26 protein-coding genes are annotated in these 25,393 nt (G+C 45.6%); 24 read left to right on the top strand and 2 right to left on the bottom strand.

Going from position 1 to position 25,393, the window contains the following annotated elements; all coding sequences use genetic code 11:
- The 5 genes from MHB63_20915 to MHB63_20895 all read left to right on the top strand — a co-directional run bounded on the left by MHB63_20915 (position 1) and on the right by MHB63_20895 (position 3,102).
- The gene (locus MHB63_20915; protein MEK3808998.1) at positions 1-786 is read left to right on the top strand and encodes a sirohydrochlorin chelatase; all 786 of its coding nucleotides are present in this window, start codon (positions 1-3) and stop codon (positions 784-786) included.
- A complete protein-coding gene (locus MHB63_20910; GenBank protein MEK3808997.1) occupies positions 767-1,330 on the top strand; it encodes an NAD(P)-dependent oxidoreductase in 564 nt (187 codons plus the stop codon). The genes MHB63_20915 and MHB63_20910 overlap by 20 nt, the downstream gene beginning before the upstream one ends.
- A gap of 225 nt (positions 1,331-1,555) precedes the next feature.
- Positions 1,556-1,831 carry a hypothetical protein gene (locus tag MHB63_20905; protein ID MEK3808996.1) on the top strand — a complete coding sequence of 92 codons (276 nt, stop codon included), beginning with the start codon at positions 1,556-1,558 and terminating at the stop codon, positions 1,829-1,831.
- Between the two features lie 89 nt (positions 1,832-1,920).
- On the top strand, positions 1,921-2,265 hold the full coding sequence (locus tag MHB63_20900; GenBank protein ID MEK3808995.1) for a hypothetical protein: 345 nt from the start codon (positions 1,921-1,923) through the stop codon (positions 2,263-2,265).
- 483 nt (positions 2,266-2,748) lie between these two features.
- A complete protein-coding gene (locus MHB63_20895) occupies positions 2,749-3,102 on the top strand; it encodes a VOC family protein (GenBank protein MEK3808994.1) in 354 nt (117 codons plus the stop codon).
- A gap of 44 nt (positions 3,103-3,146) precedes the next feature.
- Here the strand turns inward: MHB63_20895 and MHB63_20890 are convergent, their stop codons facing one another.
- Positions 3,147-4,850, bottom strand: coding sequence for an NFACT RNA binding domain-containing protein (locus tag MHB63_20890; protein MEK3808993.1), 1,704 nt, complete (start codon positions 4,848-4,850; stop codon positions 3,147-3,149).
- A gap of 142 nt (positions 4,851-4,992) precedes the next feature.
- On the opposite strand from MHB63_20890, the gene MHB63_20885 reads away from it, so the two are divergent.
- The 17 genes from MHB63_20885 (at position 4,993) to spoVM (ending at position 22,674) form a co-directional block, all read left to right on the top strand.
- Positions 4,993-7,680, top strand: a complete 2,688-nt coding sequence (locus MHB63_20885) for a calcium-translocating P-type ATPase, SERCA-type (GenBank protein ID MEK3808992.1) — start codon at positions 4,993-4,995, stop codon at positions 7,678-7,680.
- Positions 7,681-7,777: 97 nt separating this feature from the next.
- Positions 7,778-8,653, top strand: a complete 876-nt coding sequence (locus tag MHB63_20880) for a YicC/YloC family endoribonuclease (protein MEK3808991.1) — start codon at positions 7,778-7,780, stop codon at positions 8,651-8,653.
- 73 nt (positions 8,654-8,726) lie between these two features.
- Complete coding sequence (locus MHB63_20875; GenBank protein ID MEK3808990.1) at positions 8,727-8,990, top strand: DUF370 domain-containing protein; 264 nt, start codon at positions 8,727-8,729, stop codon at positions 8,988-8,990.
- A 14-nt stretch (positions 8,991-9,004) separates the two neighbouring features.
- On the top strand, positions 9,005-9,616 hold the full coding sequence (gene gmk, locus MHB63_20870) for a guanylate kinase (GenBank protein ID MEK3808989.1): 612 nt from the start codon (positions 9,005-9,007) through the stop codon (positions 9,614-9,616).
- Between the two features lie 5 nt (positions 9,617-9,621).
- Positions 9,622-9,819, top strand: coding sequence for a DNA-directed RNA polymerase subunit omega (gene rpoZ, locus MHB63_20865; protein ID MEK3808988.1), 198 nt, complete (start codon positions 9,622-9,624; stop codon positions 9,817-9,819).
- Between the two features lie 101 nt (positions 9,820-9,920).
- A complete protein-coding gene (gene coaBC, locus MHB63_20860) occupies positions 9,921-11,123 on the top strand; it encodes a bifunctional phosphopantothenoylcysteine decarboxylase/phosphopantothenate--cysteine ligase CoaBC (GenBank protein MEK3808987.1) in 1,203 nt (400 codons plus the stop codon).
- Between the two features lie 3 nt (positions 11,124-11,126).
- Positions 11,127-13,544: a primosomal protein N' gene (priA, locus tag MHB63_20855; GenBank protein ID MEK3808986.1), complete on the top strand. Its 2,418-nt coding sequence runs from the start codon at positions 11,127-11,129 to the stop codon at positions 13,542-13,544.
- Positions 13,545-13,613: 69 nt separating this feature from the next.
- A complete protein-coding gene (gene def / locus MHB63_20850) occupies positions 13,614-14,096 on the top strand; it encodes a peptide deformylase (GenBank protein MEK3808985.1) in 483 nt (160 codons plus the stop codon).
- A gap of 5 nt (positions 14,097-14,101) precedes the next feature.
- Positions 14,102-15,058, top strand: a complete 957-nt coding sequence (gene fmt / locus MHB63_20845) for a methionyl-tRNA formyltransferase (protein ID MEK3808984.1) — start codon at positions 14,102-14,104, stop codon at positions 15,056-15,058.
- Positions 15,045-16,388 carry a 16S rRNA (cytosine(967)-C(5))-methyltransferase RsmB gene (gene rsmB, locus MHB63_20840; protein MEK3808983.1) on the top strand — a complete coding sequence of 448 codons (1,344 nt, stop codon included), beginning with the start codon at positions 15,045-15,047 and terminating at the stop codon, positions 16,386-16,388. Before fmt ends, rsmB begins: the two co-directional genes overlap by 14 nt.
- Before the next feature lie 2 nt (positions 16,389-16,390).
- The gene (rlmN, locus tag MHB63_20835) at positions 16,391-17,482 is read left to right on the top strand and encodes a 23S rRNA (adenine(2503)-C(2))-methyltransferase RlmN (protein MEK3808982.1); all 1,092 of its coding nucleotides are present in this window, start codon (positions 16,391-16,393) and stop codon (positions 17,480-17,482) included.
- A 4-nt stretch (positions 17,483-17,486) separates the two neighbouring features.
- Complete coding sequence (locus MHB63_20830) at positions 17,487-18,248, top strand: Stp1/IreP family PP2C-type Ser/Thr phosphatase (protein ID MEK3808981.1); 762 nt, start codon at positions 17,487-17,489, stop codon at positions 18,246-18,248.
- Positions 18,242-20,218 (top strand): Stk1 family PASTA domain-containing Ser/Thr kinase, encoded by a 1,977-nt coding sequence (gene pknB, locus MHB63_20825; GenBank protein ID MEK3808980.1) that lies wholly within the window; start codon positions 18,242-18,244, stop codon positions 20,216-20,218. Before MHB63_20830 ends, pknB begins: the two co-directional genes overlap by 7 nt.
- A 26-nt stretch (positions 20,219-20,244) precedes the next feature.
- On the top strand, positions 20,245-21,129 hold the full coding sequence (gene rsgA, locus MHB63_20820) for a ribosome small subunit-dependent GTPase A (protein ID MEK3808979.1): 885 nt from the start codon (positions 20,245-20,247) through the stop codon (positions 21,127-21,129).
- A gap of 2 nt (positions 21,130-21,131) precedes the next feature.
- A complete protein-coding gene (gene rpe / locus MHB63_20815; protein MEK3808978.1) occupies positions 21,132-21,779 on the top strand; it encodes a ribulose-phosphate 3-epimerase in 648 nt (215 codons plus the stop codon).
- A 72-nt stretch (positions 21,780-21,851) separates the two neighbouring features.
- Positions 21,852-22,490: a thiamine diphosphokinase gene (locus MHB63_20810; GenBank protein ID MEK3808977.1), complete on the top strand. Its 639-nt coding sequence runs from the start codon at positions 21,852-21,854 to the stop codon at positions 22,488-22,490.
- A 103-nt stretch (positions 22,491-22,593) separates the two neighbouring features.
- Positions 22,594-22,674 carry a stage V sporulation protein SpoVM gene (spoVM, locus tag MHB63_20805; GenBank protein ID MEK3808976.1) on the top strand — a complete coding sequence of 27 codons (81 nt, stop codon included), beginning with the start codon at positions 22,594-22,596 and terminating at the stop codon, positions 22,672-22,674.
- 100 nt (positions 22,675-22,774) lie between these two features.
- Here the strand turns inward: spoVM and rpmB are convergent, their stop codons facing one another.
- Positions 22,775-22,963: a 50S ribosomal protein L28 gene (gene rpmB, locus MHB63_20800; GenBank protein ID MEK3808975.1), complete on the bottom strand. Its 189-nt coding sequence runs from the start codon at positions 22,961-22,963 to the stop codon at positions 22,775-22,777.
- Between the two features lie 279 nt (positions 22,964-23,242).
- Here rpmB and MHB63_20795 point away from each other — a divergent pair, with 279 nt between their 5' ends.
- Both MHB63_20795 and MHB63_20790 read left to right on the top strand, forming a co-directional pair.
- A complete protein-coding gene (locus MHB63_20795; GenBank protein MEK3808974.1) occupies positions 23,243-23,605 on the top strand; it encodes an Asp23/Gls24 family envelope stress response protein in 363 nt (120 codons plus the stop codon).
- A 17-nt stretch (positions 23,606-23,622) separates the two neighbouring features.
- Positions 23,623-25,290, top strand: coding sequence for a DAK2 domain-containing protein (locus MHB63_20790; protein ID MEK3808973.1), 1,668 nt, complete (start codon positions 23,623-23,625; stop codon positions 25,288-25,290).
- The last annotated feature ends 103 nt before the right edge of the window (positions 25,291-25,393 follow it).

The following is a 25,393-nucleotide window of genomic DNA, read 5'->3' as shown; positions in this document are numbered from 1 at the left end:
ATGAAACAGGCTGTTCTATATGTCTGCCACGGCAGCCGGATCAGACAGGCCTGCGATGAGGCTGTCTCTTTTATCAGGCGGGTCCAGCCGCACATCGAAGCGGATATTCAGGAAATTTGCTTTCTTGAACTGGCCGAGCCCTCGATTGAAGAAGGATTCGCTACATGCGTCAGAAAAGGGGCTGAAAAAATTGCGGTAGTGCCCCTGCTTCTGCTGACGGCCGCTCATGCGAAAGAGGATATTCCAAAAGAGGTGAAAGAAGCTGCATCGCTTTTCCCGCATGTTGAGGTAACATACGGAAAACCAATCGGTGTTCATGAAAAATTGGCTGAGAGTGTCCTCAAACGAGTAACAGAACAGGGAGATCCCGGTCCTGACTCGCTCATCGTCATTGTCGGCAGAGGAAGCTCTGATCCGGATGTGGCAAGAGATTTAAAGGAAATCAGCCTGCTGGTAAAGGATCGTGCAGGCGGAAGCGAAGTGGAGACAGCCTTCGTGACAGCGGCAAAACCGAGTCTTGATGATATGCTTGAAAGGGTTTCAGGCATGAAAGATAAACGCATTTTTCTAGTGCCTTATCTGCTCTTTACAGGTCTTGTCATGAGAGAGGTTATGAGAAAGGCACTGTCTGTAAAGCATCCGGATTTAACGGTATGCAGATACCTCGGATACGACAGCGGGGTCGAGGAAGCCTTTACAGAGCGGGTGCAGGAAGCCATCTCAAACCGGGACGGTGCATTTGACTTTATCTATGAGGGAAAATCATATGCTTCCATTAATGATTGATGTGAAAAACCGGAAAGTCGTCATTATAGGCGGCGGCAAAATCGCATGCAGAAGGCTTGCCGTTTTTCTTGAGCAGGGAGCAGCTGTCACAGTTGTCAGCCCTGAGGTTGCTGCGGAGATTCAGGAGCTTCACCATTCAGGCACCATTACATGGAAGCAAAAAGAAGTTCAAAAAGAAGACCTTTCGGATGCGTTCTTAATCATAGCAGCTGCCGGAAGCAGGGAAGTAAATGCCTGGGCTGCAGAAGCTGCAGAAAAACACCAGCTTGTGAACATAGCGGGAGAAGCCGGCCTCGGAAATGTACAAGTTCCCTCTATTAAAAAAAGAGGCAGGCTCACCCTGTCGGTTTCAACAGACAGCGCAAGCCCTGCTCTCGCCAAAGAAATAGCCGACCATTTTGCCAGTCAGCTGAACAAACCATTCATCAGCAAACTGAACGAACTGCATGAACAGCGGAAACACATTCACGCATCTGATCTGAGCATTGAAGAAAAAAAGAAACTTCTAAAAAAGCTGGCAGATGACTGCATGGAACTTTTATAAAAAGCATCCTATCTAAGATTAACGGTTTCGGTTCAGAAGGTGCTAAACAGGAAATCGCAAAGTAATTCGCACACCATTTAACAATTAAAATGGTGTGCTTTTTCATTTATATCAATTAAACAGAATATTGGACAATTATGGTAAAATGGGAATATCAGTTATTTCGTTTAAGGGCAGAATTGTTTGATAAGCACTTGAGATGAATTTGAATAAGGAGGATATAAAATGAACGCAATTAATCGTTGGATTGTTTTCACTTTTCTTGCTTTCATTACAGTTTTAATGGTTAATAAAGGAATAGATTTATGGTCTCTTGGAACAAATGTGGATGGCGATGGCATTGGAGTTCATTTTTTAGGATTAGAAATAAATGAGCAAGTACCAGAAGCGAATATCCCTAAATATGCAATTGGTTTCTTTGTTGCAAGTGTTATTACTTTGTTGATAGGCTTTGCATTTGCTGGAAAAACTTTATTGAAAAGTAACACACCAGTACGTTAATTTTTGATAGATATTCAACTAAAGGGGCGATTGAAGCAGGCGATTGTGGACAGTTAGGTATGTAGAGAATGTTATAAACTGCGAAGGAGATGTCTCAGCTGACCAAAGCAAGAGAGTTTGTTAGGAATTTATTATTTGGACTAGCAAAAAAACGTAATATAGGATTTACAACCTTTGCCCCTTTAAGACTGGCTCCTGAATATACAAGCATTGATTTAGCAAATAAACAAATAACTGGTGTAGTTAAATATAATAACATGGTTTATCTAACAGTAATTGTTGATCTTGAAATGGATGAAACAATCGTCAAAGGAAGCCTTAGAGGTATCTCGCATTTAACAAAACCTTTTAAAAAAAGTCATTACATAGAAATAATTAAATCTGACGCAGAAAATTTCATTAGAAATGAAAAAGATAACTCAAATGAAGATTGAAAAAGCCTTTAAATATTTTTGTTTAGCAATCAGGGATGCTCCAAGCTCCAGTGGACTGAAGCGGAAGGCACTTGACTCCTGCGGGATGAAGAGGGCAAGGGAGATCCCGCAAGCGCAGCTGAGGAAGCTCCCGGTCCTCCCCGCGGAAAGCAAGTGACTGGAGCGCAAGGGAACGGGTACGATTTGGAATCGACAATGATTATTAAAAAAGCCTGCCATTAAAAAAGAGAGGAGTAGTTCACGTCCTCTTTACCTTAAAATGTATCTCATCCTTTTGGCTAGACGTTCAAAAAACGGTGTACGGGAGGACCCTTGACAGTTTCGTTCATATGATGAAGCTCCCAGTGCTCCCTGCTATAAACTTGTGACTGCTGCAGCACAAGAGAACGAGTAAATTACATAGTTTTCCTAAGCAAGCAGGAATACAAAAAAAGATATGGAATGATATCAAAGGACTTCTAACAAAAATCTGGAGGAAAAAAAATGAAAAGCCCCGTAATGAACCAAATCGGAACCGTGTTCGTTCCTGTCAGCGATGTAGAAAAAGCAAGAGACTGGTACTGCAGCATTCTAGGTGTGGAACCTCAAGGAGAAATCCAGTTCGGCCATATATATGTTCTCCCGATGCAGGGGACAGGTGCCGTTCTCGACAGCAAGATCTACAGAGAGGGAGAAGCATCAAAAGTGCCTTTGTTTCACTTCAACACTGAAGATATTAAAACAGCCCATGAATTTATAAAAGAAAAGGGAGCCGCTCAGCAATCAGACGTGCAGCATGATCATTATTTTACGTTTCAGGACCCTGACGGAAACACGCTCATGGTATGCAAGTGCTGATTCAATAAAAAGACCCCGGAAATCTCATTTCCGGGGTCTTTATCTTACTTTTTAAGCTTGATCACAAGATCAGGATCCGGCGTGACATAGACCGTCTGCTGGTTGTCGTAGATGACAAAGCCGGGCTTTGAGCCGTTCGGCTTTTTGACGTAACGGACTTTTGTGTAGTCTACAGGAACTGAGCTTGAGCCTTTTGCTTTACTGAAGTACGCTGCAAGGTTCGCTGCTTCGAGGATGGTTTCATCGCTTGGCTCCGGATGGCGGATCACGACGTGGGAGCCTGGAATATCTTTCGTGTGCAGCCAGATATCATCCCGGGCTGCCGTTTTGTTTGTCAGGTGATCGTTTTGCTTATTGTTTTTTCCTACAAGAATTTCGGTGCCGTCGCTGGATCGGTATGCTTCCAGCACAATTTTTGCCTGTTTGGGCTTTTTGTTTCCTTTTGTCTGTTTCTTTTTAAGATAGCCGCCTTCCATGAGTTCCTCTCGGATTTCCTCAATATCCTTCGGGGAAGCGGATTCGATTTGTGCGAAAAGGTTTTCGAAATAGGCAATCTCTTTTTCGGCAAGTGAAATCTGCTCTTTTACATATGCGACAGATTTCTTTGCTTTGTTGTATTTCTGAAAATAGGCCTGTGCATTATCTGACGGCGTTTTTTGAGGATTCAGCGTGATGGTGACTGTATCCCCGTTATAGTAATTGATGACATCCGCAGATGCATCTCCGCGCTTGATCGCGTACATATTGGCTGTAATCAGCTCTCCCTGAAGCTTGTACTTTTCAGCTTTTTCAGCATCCTTTAACGTTCCCTCAAGTTTTTTGATTTTCGTTTTATTTTTTTTGATTTCATTCTGCACGAACCGTTCCAGATCATTTCCCTGCTGCTTAACTCTGTCCCTTGCTGCTTTTCCGTAATAGTACCGGTCAAGCATTTCCGAAATGGTTGAAAACGGCTTTTGTCTTCCTTCCAGATGGGTGAGGGGAAGAATGTAAAAATACTCTTTATCCGGAAGTTCAATCATGGCAGGTGAAAGATGATGCTGCTTGATTTCGCCGACAAGAGAAAGAAATGACTGCGTCAGACTGCTTCTGTTGGCAAGGCCTGCGCGGAACAGAATCTCGCGTGCAAACAGCGGGGAGATCCCTGAGAACTGCTGCATGATCTGCTGGTCTAATTTTCCTGCGTTAAAATCGAGCTTCCGGAGCACGGTTTCTTCCGTTGCTTCAAATGGATCTGCTTTCATCTGCTCGGGGGGAAGCACATATTCCTGTCCGGGCATCACCGTCCGGTGGCGGTTTACAGCAGGTGAAAGGTGCTTAATGCTGTCAAGAATCATATTCCTGCCGCGGTCTATCAAAATGATATTGCTGTGTCTTCCCATGATTTCGATGATTACCCTCTTGTAAGTGACATCTCCAATTTCGCTTCGCCCTTTCACATCGATATAGAGAATCCGCTCCATCCCTATCTGTCCGATTTCCTCAATGACTCCGCCTTCAAGATGCTTTCTCATCAGCATGCAGAACATCGGAGGCTCACTCGGATTTTCGTAGCTTTCTTCTGTTAAGTGAATTCTTGCATAGCTCGGATGAGCAGAAAGCAAAAGCTTATGATTGGCCCCATTTGAGCGGATCACAAAAATGAGTTCGTTTTTATACGGCTGATGAACCTTCGAGATTCTGCCGTTTTCAAGTGAATTCTTAAGTTCTTCTGTTATTGCATATGTAAACATGCCATCAAATGACATCGCAAGCACCCTTTTCTATAGCTGTTTAGGAAACAATTGTTCATTCGAATTATTATAGCATTTTTTTGGACAGGTCTGAATAAATTGGCATTAGAAGAGATTGTCCTACTATTTAGAGTATTGAGAGGTGTAATAATCATTCATGAAATGGCATGAAGTTAAACCTGAGGAAGTACTAGAGTCCATTCATTCCAGCAGGGAAAACGGTTTGTCTGAAAAAGACGTACAGAAACGGGTCAGGCACCACGGATTTAATGAACTGAAGGAAGCGGAAAAACCTTCAGCCTTTTTAGTGTTTCTTGAGCAGTTCAAAGATTTTATGGTCCTTGTATTGCTCGCGGCAACTCTGATATCCGGTTTGCTCGGCGAATACATTGATGCCATTGCGATCATTGCCATTGTGCTTGTAAACGGGGTCCTTGGTTTTTTCCAGGAGCAGAAAGCAGAAAAGTCTCTGCAGGCCCTTAAAGAAATGTCGGCGCCTCAGGTGCAGGCCCTCAGAGAAGGTGAGTGGACAAGAATTCAGTCGAAGGACCTTGTTCCCGGTGATATCGTGAAGTTTTCGAGCGGTGACAGGATCGGAGCAGATCTCAGGCTGCTTGAAGCAAAAAGCCTTGAGATTGAAGAATCAGCCCTTACAGGTGAATCTCTTCCTGTTGCCAAATGCACAAACGCCCTTTCTGACAGTCAGGCAGGAATTGGGGATCTCGTGAATATGGCGTTTATGGGAACGCTTGTGACAAGGGGAAATGGTGTCGGGGTTGTTGTCGCAACGGGAATGAACACAGCGATGGGACAGATTGCAGACCTTCTTCAATCAGCTGAAACGCTTGAAACCCCGCTGCAAAGACGGCTTGAACAGCTTGGCAAAATTCTCATCATTGTAGCCCTTGCCCTTACATGTTTAGTAGTAGCTGTCGGAGTCATTCAGGGACATGAGCTTTACGATATGTTTCTTGCAGGAGTGTCGCTTGCAGTAGCAGCAATCCCAGAGGGGCTCCCTGCGATCGTGACGGTTGCCCTGTCTCTTGGCGTCCAGCGGATGATCAAACAGCGGTCAATCGTCAGAAAGCTTCCTGCTGTAGAAACGCTTGGATGCGCTTCTGTCATATGTTCGGATAAAACAGGTACGATGACACAGAACAAAATGACGGTTACACACATCTGGTCGGGCGGTACAACGTGGACACTGAGCGGAACAGGCTATCAGCCTAAAGGCGAGTTTTTTATCAATGACCAGAAAGTGCTTGTGAAAGACAGCAGGCCGCTGCAGCAGATTCTGACGTTCGGCATGCTCTGCAACACAGCAGAAATAACCGAAAAAGATGACGACTATGTTCTCGACGGCGATCCGACTGAAGGGGCTATGGCTGTCGCGGCGATGAAAGCGGGACTGTCGAGAGAATCTCTACTGAATCAGTTCCAACTGGTGGAAGAGTTTCCTTTCGATTCAACAAGAAAAATGATGAGTGTCATTATCGAGGATAAAAACGGCAAACGATTTGCTGTTACAAAAGGAGCTCCTGATATTCTTCTGAAAAAACTTGATTTTGTTCTATGGGACGAAAAACAGCATGCTGTATCTTCAAAATATGAAGCAGAAATCATGGGAGCGATCGACGGCCTTGCTTCCCTGGCACTGAGAACGATAGCAGTTGCATTTAAACCTGTAGCCGTACAAAGTGTGTACCATCAGCATGAAGTTGAGAGAAACCTCGTATTTCTTGGGCTGCAGGGCATGATTGATCCGCCGCGCCCTGAGGTGAAACAGGCTGTAAAAGAATGCAGGCAGGCCGGGATTAAAACCGTTATGATCACAGGGGACCATGCGAATACAGCGCGCGCAATCGCCTCTCAGCTTGATCTTATTCCTCCAAATGGAAAAGTGCTGGACGGTGCGGCACTGTCTGCCATGTCAGATGAAGAGCTTGTGGGGGTAGTGGAAGATGTCTATGTTTTTGCAAGGGTTTCGCCTGAGCATAAGCTTAAAATTGTCAAAGCACTGCAAAGCAGGGGGCACGTCGTTGCCATGACGGGTGACGGGGTGAATGATGCTCCTGCCATCAAATCTGCCGACATCGGGATTTCAATGGGCATAACAGGAACAGATGTCGCAAAAGAAGCCTCTTCTCTTATTCTGGTTGATGACAATTTTGCAACCATTAAGCTTGCTATAAAAGAAGGAAGAAATATTTACGAAAATATCAGGAAGTTTATCCGGTATTTGCTTGCCTCAAATGTCGGCGAGATTCTCGTTATGCTGTTTGCAATGCTTCTGGCCTTGCCGCTGCCGCTCGTTCCGATTCAGATCCTGTGGGTGAATCTTGTCACAGACGGTCTTCCGGCCATGGCCCTGGGCCTCGATCAGCCTGAAGGCGATCTGATGCAGAGAAAACCGAGGCACCACAAAGAAGGTGTCTTTGCACGCGGCCTCGGATGGAAAGTCGTTTCTAGGGGATTTTTAATCGGTGCTGTCACTCTCGCGGCCTTCATGATTGTCTATTACAGAGACCCGGAAAATTTGATTTATGCACAGACCATCGCGTTTGCAACGCTCGTCATGGCCCAGCTGATTCACGTTTTTGACTGCAGAAGCGAGCGGTCCGTATTCTTAAGAAATCCATTTGAAAATCTCTACCTGGTCGGTGCAGTCATTTCATCCGTCCTGCTTATGCTGGGTGTCATCTACTATGCTCCGATGCAGCCGATTTTCCACACGGTGCCGATTTTGGCGCGAGACTGGATTCTCGTTCTCGGACTGTCCGCGATTCCAACTTTTTTGCTCGCGGGGTCACTTTTGACAAGTAAAAAAAGGGAGAATATGCTATAATTTTAAAGGTAATAGAGTTCTCTATTACCTTTTCTTTTGTTTAAATACACAGAAAAGCATTTCTTATGATATGATCAGATAATTGGATGTGATAAAAATGGTATGCAGCATGACAGGATATGGACGTTCAACTGAGAGAAATGATCAACACACCATAACAGCCGAAATGAAATCGGTTAATCACCGTTTTTTTGAAATTAGCGTAAGAATGCCTAGACAATTGATGTCTGTTGAGGATAAAATCAAAAAAGTGATCTCATCCGAGGTTAAAAGAGGACGGGTGGAAGTATACATAACGATTGAAGGCGAAGCGCTCGCAGAACGGGTCATTGAGATTGACTGGAATCTGCTTGACCAGTATGCGGATGCGGCGTCGGAAATGGAAAACCGGTATCAGACCGGGAGCAGGCTGAAGCTTTCAGATCTGTTCAGGCTTGACAGTGTCTTTTCCGTGGCTGAATTGGCTAAAGGAAATGAAACACTTGAAGATTTGATTCTTTCGGCTGTCAGGGGTGCCGCCATGCAGCTTAAGGATATGAGGCGCGAGGAAGGATCCTATTTGAAAAATGATCTTCTGAAGCAGCTGTCTGAAATAGAGGCATATGCAGACGAAATTGAAAAGCATGCCCCGGACGTTGTGCTCCGTTATAAAAACAGGCTCGAAAAGAAGATGGCTGAGCTGTCACAAGGATCCATCGATGACAGCAGAATTGCAGCCGAAGCAGCCCTCTTTGCTGACCGGGCGGACATATCAGAGGAGATTACAAGAATAAGAAGCCACCTTCTTCAGTTCAGGCAGACAGTGGAAAAGCCTGAGCCTGCCGGCAGAAAGCTTGATTTTCTTGTTCAGGAGCTGAACCGCGAAGCAAATACAATCGGTTCAAAAGCGAATGACAAAGACATCTCAAGATGCTCAGTCGAACTGAAAAGCGTGATTGAAAGAATCAAAGAACAGGTTCAAAATATTGAATAATTAGCAGTTAATCGTTTATGCCGGGCCTTTTAGGGCAAAAATAGGGTTGTCGTTTATTAGGGGGAGCAAACAGATGAGTATTAAACTAATTAACATTGGCTTTGGAAATATTGTTTCTGCCAATCGGATTATCTCGATTGTCAGTCCTGAATCAGCTCCGATTAAAAGGATCATTCAGGATGCCCGTGACAGAGCGATGCTTATTGATGCGACTTACGGACGCAGAACAAGAGCAGTTGTGATTATGGACAGCGATCATATTATACTATCTGCGGTTCAGCCAGAAACGGTTGCCCACAGGCTTTCAAATAAAGACGAGTTAACAGACGAAGGGTAGGGAACGTTCTGGATATGAAAGAAAGAGGATTACTCATCGTGCTTTCGGGTCCTTCAGGAGTCGGGAAAGGTACAGTGCGGAAAGCCATTTTTTCGCAGAATACAGACTTTGAATATTCGATCAGCATGACAACGCGCAAGCCCCGCGCGGGAGAAGTTGACGGAGTCGACTATTTCTTTAAAACAAGAGAGGAATTTGAGCAGCTTATAAAAGAAGAAGGTCTGCTTGAATGGGCGGAATTTGTAGGGAATTACTACGGAACGCCGATTGAATACGTTGAAAAAACGCTCAGTGAAGGAAAAGATGTCTTCCTTGAGATTGAAGTGCAGGGTGCCCTGCAGGTCAGAAAGGCATTTCCGGAAGGATTGTTCATCTTCCTGATGCCGCCGAGCTTAAGCGAACTGAAAAACCGGATCGTCACGCGCGGCACTGAGACACAGGAGATTATCAATAACCGAATGGCTGCTGCCAAAGAAGAAATCGAAATGATGGATGCATACGACTATGTAGTCGAAAATGACCAGGTGGACCTTGCCTGTGCACGCATTCGCGCGATCGTAACGGCTGAGCACTGCAGACGTGACCGCATCGCACTTCGCTATAAGAAAATGCTGGAGGTTGAATAAAACATATGCTATATCCATCTATTGACAAACTTATGAACAAACTGGATTCAAAATACACGCTTGTAACGGTTGCCGCAAGACGCGCACGCGAAATGCAGGAAAATCATGATCAGCAGATCGTGAAGCCTGTTTCTCATAAATACGTAGGAAAAGCACTTGAAGAAATTCATTCAGGCCTGCTTGATTATGAAAAACAAGACTAATTAAATCACTTATAAAAATAACAACCTGCTTCATCATGGGTTGTTATTTTTTCATACTGTCAGCAATTACAGAACAAACAGCACTGATGGGGGGATGTAAAATGAAGGGCAAAAAAATACTCCTTTGTGTAAGCGGGGGAATTGCAGTCTATAAAGCAGCTGCGCTGACAAGCAAGCTGGTGCAGGCGGGAGCAGAAGTGAAAGTGATCATGACGGCTTCAGCCCGTGAATTTGTCCAGCCTCTTACGTTTCAGGCACTGTCAAAAAATGATGTCTATTACGACACGTTTGATGAGAAAAATTCTGAGGTTATCGCTCACATTGATCTAGCAGACTGGGCGGATCTGATTATAGTGGCACCTGCAACAGCCAACACAATCGGAAAGCTTGCAAATGGCATAGCAGATGACATGCTTACGACTACTTTGCTTGCATCCACAGCTCCCGTATGGATTGCTCCTGCTATGAACGTCCATATGTATGATCACCCTGCCGTTCAAAAGAACATCATGACCCTTTCGCAGTTCGGCTATCAGTATATTGAACCGAGCGAAGGGTATCTTGCTTGCGGGTATGTCGGAAAAGGCAGGCTTGAAGAGCCTGAGAAAATCACTGCGCTGATTGTTGCTTATTTTTCCGCTGAAGCCGAACAGCCGCTAAAAGGCAAAAAAATGATCATAACCGCAGGGCCTACACGTGAAAAAGCAGATCCTGTCCGATTCTTCTCGAATTCATCGACTGGGAAAATGGGATATGCCCTCGCTGCTGCGGCAAAAGACATGGGAGCCGATGTTACCCTTATATCCGGCCCGGTGAGTCTAACCCCGCCACAGGGAGTAGAAACGGTCAATGTAGAAACAGCTGAAGACATGTTTCAGGAGACAGTTAAGAGGTTCAGTGAATCGGACATCGTGATCAAATCTGCTGCCGTAGCCGATTACCGCCCCCGTCTTGTGTCTGATCAAAAAATGAAGAAGCAGGACGGCGATCTGGTGATTGAGTTTGAACGGACGAAGGATATTTTAAAAGAGCTCGGCGAACGGAAAGATCATCAGATTCTTGTAGGATTTGCTGCTGAAACCGATCACGTTGAGGATTATGCATTAAGAAAACTTGAAAAGAAAAACCTTGATATGATTGTAGCGAACAATGTGAATCAGGATGGCGCCGGTTTTGGCACAGATACAAACATTGTGACGATCTTTAAGCGGGGCGGAGAAAAAAGGGAACTTCCCGTTATGTCCAAAGAAGAAGTCTCAAAGAATATTCTCCGCGAGATCATCCGTCTGGATAAAGGAGTTTAAATGATGAAGTTTGCCAGTGTAATCGTAGATGTTAAAGCCATGCAGACAGACAGGGCGTTCGATTACCTGATTCCTGAAAAATGGACGGGTTTTATCAAACCCGGCATGCGTGTGATCGTGCCGTTCGGACCGCGTGCGGTACAGGGATTTGTTACCGCTCTGAAAGACAGCAGCGATTTTGACAAAGTGAAGCCGATTAAGGAAGTTATGGATATCACGCCCGCATTGACCGCGGAGCTTCTTGACATTGGCCACTGGCTGACAGAGACAACACTCTGCTTCAAAATTTCTGCTTTTCAGGCCATGCTCCCTGCTGCCATGAAAGCGAAGTATGATAAAGAGATCCGCCTGACATCCTCTGAGGCAAGGGACAGGCTGCATCCGAAGGCTGCCCGCTGGTTTGAAAAAGCACCGAGCATCTTCTGGAAAGAGATAGAGAAAAGTGACAGCGTAAAAGAGCTTCAGGGGGATATTGAGCGCGGGCTGCTTGAGGTCATATACCGGGTAAAACAGAAAAACAAACAAAAAACACAGAAGGTCATCCGCGCTGCTGTCACATCAGACGTGCTGAAGGAGGAAGCCTCAGGGTGCACGCCTCAGGCAGCAAAGCAAAAAAAAGTGCTGGATTATTTCGCAGAAATGGGCGGAGCGGCTGTCCCTCTGCAGGAGCTTTTGCTTAAGCTGAATATCACGGACTCTCCCGTCAAGACTCTCATAAAGAAAAACCTTCTGTCTGAATCCTGGGAAGAAATCTACAGAGACCCGTATGCTGACCGTACATTCCAGAAAACAGAGTCTCTGCCGCTGACACCGGAACAACAGACAGCGATTGCGCCTATTCTTGACGGCATCGAACGGAACGCGCATGATGTCTTTTTGATGTATGGGGTCACGGGAAGCGGGAAAACAGAGGTTTATCTTCAATCCATTGAAGCCGTGCTGAATCAGGGGAAGGAAGCGATTGTTCTTGTGCCTGAAATCTCACTGACGCCGCAGATGGTCAACCGGTTCAAAGCGAGGTTCGGTTCGCTTGTTGCGGTGCTCCACAGCGGTCTTTCAATCGGTGAAAAATACGATGAGTGGAGAAAAATCCGCCGCGGTGAAGTTAAGCTTGTCGTAGGAGCAAGGTCCGCCGTTTTTGCTCCGTTTACAAACCTTGGCATGATCATCATCGACGAGGAGCATGAAGGTAGCTACAAGCAGGAAGAAAATCCTCGCTATCATGCAAGGGATGTAGCCATTTACAGGGCAAAGCGCCACAAGTGCCCTGTTGTTCTCGGCAGCGCAACCCCTTCTCTTGAGTCGTTTGCACGAGCGGGGAAAGGGGTCTATCAGCTGCTTGCCTTGAAAGAACGCGTGAACAGCCGCCCCCTTCCCGAAGTGGAAATTGTGGATATGCGGGATGAACTCAGGAGCGGGAACAGGACAATGTTTTCAAAGGTTCTGCTTGAGAAGCTGGAAGACAGGCTGGAAAAAGGGGAGCAGTCCGTACTGTTCCTGAATAAAAGAGGATATTCCTCCTTTATCATGTGCAGGGACTGCGGCTGTGTAAAAGGCTGTCCTCATTGTGACATTTCCCTTACTTATCATAAGCGCGGACATCTGTTGAAATGCCATTACTGCGGCCATGAGGAGCCGATGCCTGGTGTCTGCCCTGAGTGTTCAAGTGAGCATATCCGCTTTTTTGGGACCGGCACACAAAGGGTTGAAGAGGAATTGGCAAAAGTCCTTCCGGAAGCCCGGATTATCCGTATGGATGTTGATACTACGGGAAAAAAAGGGTCGCATGAAAAACTTCTTACAGCGTTCGGCAGCAAAGAGGCAGATATCCTCTTAGGCACACAGATGATTGCAAAAGGACTGGATTTTCCAGATGTGACCCTTGTTGGAGTTCTGACGGCAGATACGATGCTGCATTTGCCTGACTTCAGGGCGTCTGAAAAAACGTTTCAGCTCCTGACCCAGGTCTCAGGCAGGGCGGGGAGGCATTTGCTTCCGGGAGAAGTTGTGATTCAGTCTTATTCACCGGAGCATTACAGTATCCAGCTTGCAGGAAAGCATGATTATGATTCATTTTACATGCAGGAGATGACAGCAAGAAAGCAGCATGCATACCCTCCGTTTTACTTTCTTGCACTCGTCACGGTCAGTCATCCGGATCTGTTAAAAGCCGTCTCTGTGACGGAGAAAATTACCCAGCACCTGAATCACAAATTGTCAGATCATGTTCAGATTCTCGGTCCGTCCGCTTCGCCGATTCCAAGGGTAAACGATAGATATCGCTATCAATGCATGATAAAATACAAGCGGGAAGAAAATCTTCATTCTGCGCTGAAGATGATTATTGAACGGTTTCAGCAGGATATGAACAAAAATCAGCTGTCCATTTCAATAGATATGAACCCTAACGCGATGATGTAGGTTTCAGAATGCGGATTAGCGTCAAAACTGGAGAAAAAATAAGCTTTTAAGTAGTTGGAGGACGTTTCATTGGCTATTAAACCGATTGTTCTGCATCCGGCAGATGTGCTGGAGCAGGAATGTGAAGATATAACAGTATTTGACAGAAAACTGTCAAAGCTGCTGAAAGATATGTATGATACAATGATTGAACTTGACGGTGTGGGACTTGCCGCTCCCCAAATTGGAGTGCCTGTCCGTGCAGCTGTTGTTGATATAGATGATCATCACGGGACGATTGAACTGATTAACCCGGTGATCATCGAAAAAAAAGGCTCTCAGACTGGTCCTGAGGGCTGCTTGAGTTTTCCCGGCCTTTTTGGAGAAGTAGAGCGGAGCGAGTATGTGAAAGTGAAGGCTCAAAACCGTAAGGGCAAACCATTTGTTATGGAAGCAAATGGTTTTTTAGCGAGAGCGATCCAGCATGAGATTGATCACCTTCATGGAATTCTTTTCACGTCCAAGGTGACAGCCTATTTAAATGAAGAAGAGCTAGAAGAATCGGAAGGATGATGGTCATGACACGAATTGTATTTATGGGAACTCCTGACTTTTCGGTTCCTGTGCTAAAAAGACTTATAAATGAGGGGTACAATGTGGTCGGGGTTGTCACCCAGCCGGACCGTCCAAAAGGCAGAAAGAAAACTCTTACGCCTCCGCCTGTTAAGGTGGAAGCTGAAAAGCAGAATATACCCGTTCTGCAGCCTGAAAAAATCAGAGATAAAAAAGAACTTGAAAAAGTGCTCGCTTTGCAGCCTGATCTCGTAGTAACTGCCGCTTTCGGGCAAATTCTTCCGAATGAACTGCTGGAAGCGCCAAAGCACGGCTGCATTAATGTCCATGCCTCGCTGCTTCCTGAGCTGAGAGGCGGGGCTCCGATTCATTATTCCATCCTTCAGGGGAAAAAGAAAACGGGCATTACCATTATGTATATGGCTGAAAAGCTGGATGCCGGCGATATTCTTACCCAGGCTGAAGTGGAGATTGATGAACGGGATCACGTAGGAACTCTGCACGATAAATTAAGTGCTGCAGGAGCTGATCTTCTTTCTGAAACGATGCCTCCTCTTCTTGAAGGCAAGCTTACCCCTCAGAAACAGGATCACGAAAAAGCGACATTCGCTTCAAATATTAAACGGGAACAGGAAATCATTGACTGGACGAAGTCCGGTGAAGACATTTATAACCATATCAGAGGCTTAAACCCGTGGCCTGTTGCTTATACCTACCTTAATGGCCAGGTTGTGAAAATCTGGTGGGGAGAAAAAATGACGGGAAGCATTCATACCGCACAGCCGGGAACCGTCATCGGAATTGATTCAGATGGAATCGTCGTCTCGACAGGAAATACGACAGCCATCAAGATCACAGAACTTCAGCCGTCAGGGAAGAAAAAAATGAACGGCGAAGACTTCCTCAGGGGCGCCCAAATCCAGGCAGGAGACAAGTTGGGAGAGAGCCATGAAGAAAAATAATGTCCGTGAAACGGCTCTTGAAACGCTGCTCATGATTGAAAAAAATCAGGCGTACAGCCATCTCCTATTAAACTCCATGATCAAAAAGCATGGAGTAAAAGAGATCGATATCCCTCTGCTTACAGAAATCGTTTACGGTACGCTTCAGCGCAGGGATACGCTGGATTTTTATCTTGCGCCTTTTATTAAAAATGCCAAAAAAACAGAGCAGTGGGTGCAAAACCTTTTAAGGCTTTCCGTGTACCAGATGGTGTATCTTGACAGAGTGCCGGAGCGAGCTGTTTTTCACGAGGCCGTTGAAATCGCAAAACACAGGGGCCACAAGGGCATTGCATCCTTTGTCAATGGCATCTTAAGGTCCATTCAGCGGCAGGGGCTGCCTTCCACTGCTGAAATAAAAGATGAGGCTGAGCGCATCGCTGTCGAGACAAGCTTTCCTCTTTGGCTTGTGAAGCGCTGGATCAGCCAGCTTGGGGCGAATGATGCGAAAAAAATGTGCGAAGCCACATTGACGCCGCCAAGTGTATCGGCCCGTGTCAATCTAATGAAAAACACCCGCGGGGAGTTAATGGAGCGGCTTTTAGCAAAAGGTTTTCAAATTGAAGAGGGCGATCTGACTGCTGATGCCATTAAAAGTCTGAAAGGCAGTCTTGTGCAGACGGAAGAATTTAAAGAAGGCAGGTTTACGATTCAGGATGAAAGTTCAATGCTGGTTGCAAGAACGCTTGCCCCTGAAAAAGGAGATGCTGTTCTTGATGCATGCGCAGCTCCAGGCGGAAAATCAACCCATATAGCGGAGATTCTTGAGAACACAGGAACTGTTTACTCTCTTGATCTCCATACGCATAAAGTCAGCCTGATCACTGAACAGGCGGAAAGACTCGGCCTTACAAACATTAAGACTGAAGCAATGGACAGCAGAAAAGTGCATGAGCGCTTTAAAAACGAACAGTTTGACAAAATACTGGTCGATGCCCCATGCTCAGGACTTGGGGTTGTCAGACGAAAGCCTGACATTAAATACACGAAATCAGCCGAGGACGTGAAAAGACTGTCGCAAATTCAGCTGGAAATTCTGTCATCTGCCGCGCCTTTACTTAAAAAAGGTGGTACACTAGTCTATAGTACATGTACAATTGACAGCGAAGAAAACGGGCAGGTTGTTGACAAATTTCTAGCAGAACACAGTGAATTTGAACTTGATTCAGCAATGGCTGACCGGCTGCCGGAGGCTGCAAAGCCGTATGCAGACGGAGGGCAAGTCCAGATTCTGCCCCACTATTTTGGAACAGACGGATTTTATATAGCAAGCTTAAGAAAGAAGGTGTAAAAATGGAAGAGGTAAAACGCACAAAGAAAACAGTCATCGAAGAAAACAAAAAACCTTCCATTTATTCTCTCGAACTGGGAGAAATAAAAAACTGGCTGACGGAAAACGGAGAAAAGCCCTTCAGGGCTGCTCAGATCTTTGACTGGCTTTATATTAAACGGGCTGCATCATTTGAAGAGATGTCAAACCTTTCAAAGCCGCTCAGAACAAAACTTGAGGAGAACTTTACGCTTACCACGCTTAAAACGATCATTCAGCAGACATCAAGCGACGGCACGATGAAGTTCTTATTCGAGCTGCACGACGGCTATTCCATTGAAACGGTTCTCATGCGCCATGAATACGGCAATTCAGTATGCGTAACAACACAGGTCGGCTGCCGGATCGGCTGTACGTTCTGTGCTTCAACCCTTGGCGGTTTAAAACGCAACCTCGAAGCAGGAGAAATCGTTGCACAGGTCGTAAAAGTACAAAAGGCGCTTGATGAACTTGGAGAGAGGGTAAGCCATGTCGTCATCATGGGTATCGGAGAACCGTTTGATAACTATGATGAAATGATGGGATTCCTTAAAATCATCAATCATGACGACGGTTTGAACATTGGTGCACGCCATATTACTGTATCTACAAGCGGAATCATCCCGAAAATCTACAAATTTGCGGACGAACAGCTGCAGATTAACTTTGCTGTATCGCTGCATGCACCGAATACAGAACTCAGAAGCCGCTTAATGCCGATCAACAGAGCATATAAGCTCCCTGAGCTGATGGAAGCTATTGAGTATTATGTGAACAAAACAGGACGACGCGTCAGCTTCGAGTACGGGCTGTTCGGCGGAGTGAATGATGGGGTAGAACACGCTGAAGAGCTCGCAGCGCTTATTAAGCATCTGAAGTGCCATGTAAACCTGATTCCCGTGAACTATGTGCCTGAGCGCGATTATGTAAGAACTCCGAAAGAACAGATTGATCTTTTTGAGAAAACATTGAAAAAGCGCGGCATTAATGTAACGACAAGACGCGAACAGGGTCATGATATCGATGCAGCATGCGGTCAGCTGAGAGCGAAGGAGCGCAAAGAGGAGACGAGGTGACTTCATGGAAACCGTTATCGCAACAGACAGGGGAAAAGTGAGACAGCACAATGAAGACAGCGTTGGTGTTTTTCAAAATAAAGACGGTGATGTTTTAGCCGTCGTGGCCGACGGAATGGGCGGCCATTTAGCAGGTGATGTAGCAAGCCAGATGACGATTGCTGCATTAAAAGAGATGTGGGAGTATGCCTCGGGCATATCCTCCCCGGATCTCGCCTCAGGCTGGCTTTCGGATCATGTGGCAAAGGTGAATCTGACCTTGCTGCAGCATGCAAAAACACATCCTGACTGCAGCGGAATGGGCACGACCGTTGTGGCGGCAATTTGTACAGAAGCTTTTGCAACTGTCGGCCATATTGGCGACAGCCGCGGCTATCTCTGCAACGGCAGCGGATTTAAACAAATTACAGAAGACCACTCGCTTGTCAATGAATTGGTGAGATCCGGACAAATATCAAGAGAAGATGCCGAGCATCATCCGCGCAAAAATGTTCTTGTAAGGGCTTTAGGAACAGAAGAACATGTGGAACTTGACATGACCTCTATTTGTCTTGAAGAATCTGATCTTCTTCTATTATGTTCAGACGGCCTGTCGAACAAAGTAGGCGAAGAGGAGCTTAAGGATCTGCTTTCATCCGGCGGTTCGCTTCAGAACATTGCTCAGGAACTGATCAGAAAGGCCAATGATAACGGGGGAGAGGATAACATTTCACTCGTCATCGTCAAACAGCCGTCTGAAATCAAAGAGGGTGATGAGGCGTGCTGATCGGCAAGCGGTTAAGCGGCAGATATAAAATACTCCGCGTGATTGGCGGCGGAGGAATGGCTAACGTATATTTGGCGCGGGACATGATTTTAGACCGAGATGTTGCAATGAAAGTTCTCAGGTTCGATTTTTCAAACGACGATGAATTCATCAAACGGTTCAGGCGTGAGGCACAGTCCGCAACAAGCCTTGCCCACCCGAATATTGTCAGCATTTTTGATGTTGGAGAAGAAGACGGCATCTACTATATTGTTATGGAGTATGTGGAAGGCAACACACTGAAGCAATACATACAGCAGTATGCTCCCCTGCACCCGAGAGAAGCTCTCAATATCATGGAGCAAATCGTATCAGCCATTGCACACGCCCACGAAAACCACATTGTCCACCGGGATATCAAGCCTCATAACATCCTGATCGATCCTCATGGCAATGTGAAAGTAACGGATTTCGGGATTGCAATGGCGCTTAGCTCGACCACGATTACCCAGACAAATTCTGTCCTTGGATCTGTCCATTACCTTTCGCCTGAACAGGCAAGGGGAGGAATGGCCAATAAAAAATCAGATATCTATTCACTTGGCATTGTGCTCTTTGAACTTTTGACCGGAAGACTGCCGTTTGACGGAGAATCGGCCATTTCCATTGCGCTGAAGCACCTGCAGTCTGAAACGCCTTCTGCCAAGCGCTGGAATGCAACGGTTCCCCAAAGTGTTGAAAACATTATTTTAAAAGCAATGGCAAAGGACACGTTCCACCGGTATGAGTCTGCTGAAGAGATGGAAGCCGATCTTTCAACCGCTTTAAATCCGGAACGGCTTCATGAAGAAAAGTTTGTCATACCGGAAGATACAGAGGCAACAAAAGCGATTCCGATTATCACGGATTCAGATATGTTCGAAAAAACCGGTGATACGCTTGTTCGTGCGCCTGAACCGTCGGCAGAAGAAACGGCTGTAAAACATGCGCCGGTAAAGAAAGAAAAAAAGAAAAAAGAAGAGAAAAAGAAAAAAAGCAAAGCGGGAGTCATCCTGATCAGCCTCTTTTTGATCCTTCTTGCAGCAGGAGTTGCCGCTGTCACCGTTGTGCCGGCCCTGATGATGCCAAAAGATGTGGAAGTTCCTGATCTGACAGGGATGAAGTATCAGGATGCGGTTGAGAAGCTTGTCTCGGAAAAATTTGAAGTGGATGACCCCATCCTGATTGCCGATGATGAAATTCCGGAAGGGGATGTCGTCAGAACAAAACCTGAAGCAGGCAGAATGGCAAAGGAAGGGGACAGCATTATCATCTATCAGAGCTCAGGCAAAGAGAAAGTCGAGCTTGATGATTATGTGGACAGAGACATTACAAGAGTCCGGGAGCTTCTTGAACGTAAAGGATTTGAAAAAATCACGGTAGAAGAAGAATTTAATGAAGCAGCAGCGGGAACGATTTTAGAGCAGGATCCTGAACCGGGTGACATGGTGATTCCAAGCGAAGATGAACTCGTGCTGACTGTAAGTGCCGGACCGGAGGAATTTGAACTAAAGAACTTAAGAGGCTATTCAGAAGAAGCGCTGAATGCCTATATCGAAGAGAATCAGCTCCAGCTTGTGAGGAAGGATGTCTTTTCTGACACAGTGCCGAAAGGAGAGGTCATTTCCCATTCTCCTGAGCCGTCAGTAAAAGTGCTTCCGGGCGACACCATTGAGGCCACTGTTTCCCTTGGGCCGGAAGAAAAGCCTGCCAAAAAAGTCAAGCGGGTGATTGAAATTCCGTATCCGGAAGAGCTTGCAGGGCAGCCGGCGGAAGTGAAGATCAACATCGATGATGCCGAGCGGTCTGTATCTGATGATTTTGACGTGTTCACCATTACAGAGAACGCTACCAGAGAAATTGAATTCGCAATCGAACCCGGTGGAAGAGCCTATTACATGGTAACGGTTGACAACCGCGTTGAGAAAACCGAAACCATTCCATATGAGTAATACGTGAATCACCAAGGAGGAAATGTATGCCTAAAGGCAAAATTATCAAAGCGTTAAGCGGGTTTTACTATTGTCTTGACGGTGACCGGACCATCCAGTGCCGCGGCCGCGGGGTATTCAGAAAAAACAAAATCACCCCGCTTGTCGGCGATGAAGTCGTGTATGATTACGAAAATGAACGTGAAGGCACAATTCAGGAAGTGCTCGAGAGAAAAAATGAGCTTGTCCGCCCCCCGATTGCCAACGTTGATCAGGCTATTTTAGTGTTTTCAGCAGTTGAGCCTGATTTCAGCCCTGTTCTGCTTGACCGTTTTCTCGTTCTGATTGAATCCAATGACATTGAACCTGTCATCTGCATCAGCAAAATGGATTTGATCAAGGATGAAAAACAGCGTCAGGAAATTGAAGAATATGCAGCGGATTACAGAAAAATCGGGTATGAGGTAATGCTCACTTCTACTCTCGAGGAAGACGGAATTACTGAACTGCGTCCGCTTCTGAACGGAAGGATATCCGTTTTTGCCGGACAGTCCGGTGTCGGAAAATCTTCGCTGCTGAATGTGCTGCGCCCTGAACTTTCACTGAAGACGAGCGGCATTTCGTCTCATTTGGGCAGGGGAAAACATACAACCCGCCACGTGGAGCTCATCCAGGTCGGAACCGGCCTTGTCGCTGATACCCCTGGTTTCAGTTCACTTGAGTTTATGAACATAGAAACAGAAGACCTTTCCTACTGTTTCCCTGAGATGCGCAATGTGAGCGGAAACTGCAAATTCAGAGCATGCACGCACATTTCAGAACCGAAATGCGCCGTGAAGGAAGCTGTTGAGAATGGCAGTATTCCTGCATACAGATATGAACATTATTTAAGTTTTATAGAAGAAATTAAAGACAGAAAGCCGAGGTACTGATCATGATTAAAATTGCACCTTCCATCCTTTCAGCAGACTTTTCAAAGCTTGGAGCGGAAATTGAGGATGTTGAAAGAGGCGGAGCGGATTATATTCATGTTGATGTGATGGATGGCCATTTTGTCCCGAATATCACGATCGGCCCGCTGATTGTGGAAGCGATCAGACCTGTGACAAAGCTGCCGCTTGATGTGCATTTGATGATTGAAAATCCGGATGCATACATCCCGGCATTTGCAAAAGCGGGTGCGGACATTATTTCTGTGCACGCTGAAGCATGCCCTCACCTGCACCGCACAATTCAGCTGATTAAATCAGAAGGCGTAAAAGCAGGTGTTGTGCTGAATCCTCATACACCTGCTGATATGATCAAGCATGTGATTGATGATGTGGATCTCGTCCTGCTGATGACAGTGAATCCCGGGTTTGGCGGGCAGTCTTTTATCCATGCTGTTCTTCCTAAAATAAAAGAAGTGGCTGACATGGTAAAAGAACGGGGTCTTCAAACAGAGATTGAAGTAGACGGCGGAGTAAACTCAGAAACAGCAAGATTGTGCATGGAAGCAGGAGCGAACGTTTTGGTTGCCGGCTCAGCTGTTTATAACCAGAGTGACCGCAAACGGGCGATTGATCAAATAAGAAACGCATAAGAACCGCCAAAAGCGGTTCTCTTTTTTTAGAATTATACCATAACATTATTATGTAAACAGGAGTGGTTATCAGTGAAGATTCACATTGTCGCAGGAGGTCCTGAAACGTATATTCCTTCATTAAAGGATTATCAAACGGAAGATGCAGTCTGGATTGGCGTTGACAGGGGAGTGATCTATCTGCAGCAGGCGGGCATTATACCGGACAGGGCGTTTGGAGACTTTGATTCTGTGACAGAAAAAGAGCTTAACACGCTGAACAGGTCGGCTGTGCATCTGGATCTTTTTCCTGCGGAAAAGGACCAGACAGACACTGAGATTGCCCTGGAATGGGCGGTGAAAATGAACCCTGAAGCCATCATCCTCTTCGGCTCGACTGGCGGCAGGCTTGACCACTTTCTTGCAAACACACAGCTTCTGGCACGTTATCCGGAAACGAACATCGAAATTATTGACCGAAAAAATCAGCTGTCTGTTTTCCTCCCCGGCACCCGCAGCGTGCATTCTGAGAGCAGATTTCCTTATATCTCGTTTCTGCCCGTGAGCCTGGAAGTGAGGGATATTACACTCGAGGGTTTTAAATATCCGCTTTCAGGCTGTCATATAAAGCTTGGGGCGACACTATGTATTAGTAATGAACTTATTCGTCCATCCGGTACTTTTTCATTCAGCAGCGGCATATTAATGATGGTAAGAAGTACTGATGAATAACTTCAAACATGAAGGTTAACCACATAACCTGGGCATAACCGGTTTCTCACATGATGGGCTTCGCCCCAGCAGCAAACTGAACGAATGGCTGAGGAGGGAAAGTATGAAATTTTATACAATCAAGTTACCGAAGTTTTTAGGGGGCATTATCAGGGCAATGCTTGGGTCGATGAAGAAGGATTAATGAAGAGCGGATACGAGGTTTTGAAACTATAAAAAAAGCACCGCCATAGCGGTGCTTTTTTTATATGTTCCCTTATGGGAATCAAAAGCAGAACTTTTGATTATACACGCTCAACTTTACCGGATTTCAAAGCGCGAGCAGATACATATACGCGTTTTGGTTTGCCGTCTACTAAGATGCGTACTTTTTGAAGGTTAGCACCCCAAGTACGTTTTGAAGCGTTCATTGCGTGAGAACGTGAGTTTCCAGAACGTGTTTTTCTACCAGTGATTACGCATTTACGTGCCATCGTATTCCCTCCTAACTGCAAAAAACCTTTCCAATTCAAACATTACTAGTCCTGTTTGTCATGAGATACTTTAATAATTTATCACAACTCCTTTCTGAATGCAATACTTCTTGCTTTTGCTTTCAAGAATTTTTCCTTGACATACATGAATATTTCATGCTGAATAATACTATAGGGTAAGAGGTCCTTAAAGCTGTGCCGCAGAATAACTTTTAAAAATCGCCTGTATATAGTAAAATAGCTTTAGCCTATGCGAACAATTCCAAAGGGGGAACCATCATGTCCATCGAGATGAAAACAAAGTACGGACACATTGACATATCCAATGAAGTCATTGCAACGGTTGCTGGCGGTGCAGCCATTGACTGTTATGGCATTGTCGGAATGGCATCCAAAAACCAGATCAAAGACGGCATCACTGAAATTCTGAGAAAAGAAAACTTCAGCCGCGGTGTTATTGTCCGCCAGGAAGAAGATCATATCAATATTGATATGTACATTATCGTCAGCTACGGAACGAAAATCTCTGAAGTGGCACATAATGTTCAAACGAAAGTGAAGTACACACTGGATAAAACAGTCGGACTAGCTGTTGATTCAGTCAATATTTTTGTTCAGAGTGTTCGTGTAACGAACCCGTAGTAAGGAGGAAAAAGTCCGTGTCAATTACAACTTTAGATGGAAAACGTTTTGCAGAAATGATCTTGCAGGGGGCAGGCCACCTGTCAAACAATGCAGATTATGTCGATGCGCTGAACGTTTTTCCGGTTCCGGACGGAGATACCGGGACGAATATGAACCTTTCGATGACATCCGGAGCGAAAGAGGTTCAAAATCATGTATCTGAGCATATCGGCAAAGTCGGTACGGCCCTGTCAAAAGGCCTGCTGATGGGAGCCCGCGGAAATTCCGGGGTTATTCTTTCCCAGCTGTTCAGAGGATTCTCAAAAGCAATTGAATCAAAAAGCACGATTTCAGCAGCAGAATTTGCAGCTGCTCTTCAAGCTGGCGTCAACACAGCATATAAAGCGGTCATGAAGCCCGTTGAAGGAACGATTTTAACTGTAGCAAAAGATTCAGCCAAAAAAGCGGTTGATACAATGGAGTCAAATCCTGAGATCAGCATCGATCAATTGATGGAAGCTGTATTTGCAGAATCAAAGGCATCCCTCAAAAGAACCCCTGACCTGCTTCCAGTCCTTAAAGAGGTAGGAGTTGTCGACAGCGGCGGACAAGGTCTTGTCTTTGTATATGAAGGATTTCTTGCCGTGCTAAAAGGAGAGAAAGTGTCTTCTGCCAAAGTTGCAGCGTCCATGACGGACCTTGTGAGCGCAGAACACCACAAAAGCGTTGCATCCCACATCAATACAGAAGATATTGAATTTGGATACTGCACGGAATTTATGGTGCGCTTTGAAGATGATAAAGAGACTTTCAAAGAAGATGCGTTCAGACAGGATCTGAGTGAACATGGTGATTCCCTTCTGGTTATTGCAGATGATGAAATTGTAAAAGTACATATTCACGCAGAGTATCCGGGAAAAGTTCTGACATATGCCCAGAACTATGGCAGCCTGATCAATATGAAGATTGAGAATATGCGCCAGCAGCATACGAGTCTGCTTGACAGCGGGAACGCACCATCAAAGCCCGCTGAAAAGAAAGAAAAACAGCCTTACGGTATTGTGACTGTCACAATGGGCAAAGGAATTGCCGAGCTGTTCCGCAGCATCGGATCACACTCTGTCATTGAAGGCGGACAGACGATGAACCCGAGCACAGAAGACATCGTTCAGGCGATTAAAGATGTAAATGCTGAAACAGTGATCATTCTGCCGAATAACTCCAATATCGTGATGGCTGCTCAGCAGGCTGCGTCTGTCGTGGATGATAACGTCATCGTGATTCCGTCTAAAACCGTCCCTCAGGGAATGGCAGCACTGCTTGCATTTAATCCGTCTGCATCAGCTGAGGACAACGAAGAAGTCATGAAAGATGCACTTGGAACGGTTAAGACAGGTCAGATTACGTACGCAGTCCGCGATACAAATATTGACGGCCTTGATATTGAAAAAGGCGATTTCATGGGTATTGCAAACGGTAAGATTGTGACGAAAGACCGCAATCAGCTGGCATCTGCCAAAAAACTTCTTGATTCCATGATGACAGAAGACGACGAAATATTGACTGTCCTTCAGGGCGCCGATGCAGCCGATGATGAAATGAAGGAACTTGTTTCCTATATCGAGAGCAAATTTGAAGATGTGGAAGTAGAAGTCCATAAAGGGGAGCAGCCTCTTTATTCCTACATTTTTTCAATCGAATAAGCAGGAAGAAATAGAAGGGCGACCCCCTTCTATTTCTTATGTCCAAAATTCAGGGTGCAATTTCGGTGATGATTCCGTTTTCTTAAGCTGTGTTTATCTGATA

The sequence above is a fragment of the Bacillus sp. FSL H8-0547 genome (genome assembly GCA_038002745.1).
Taxonomy (GTDB): Bacteria; Bacillota; Bacilli; order Bacillales; family Bacillaceae; genus Bacillus_P.
This window is presented reverse-complemented; position numbering and strand designations above follow the sequence as displayed.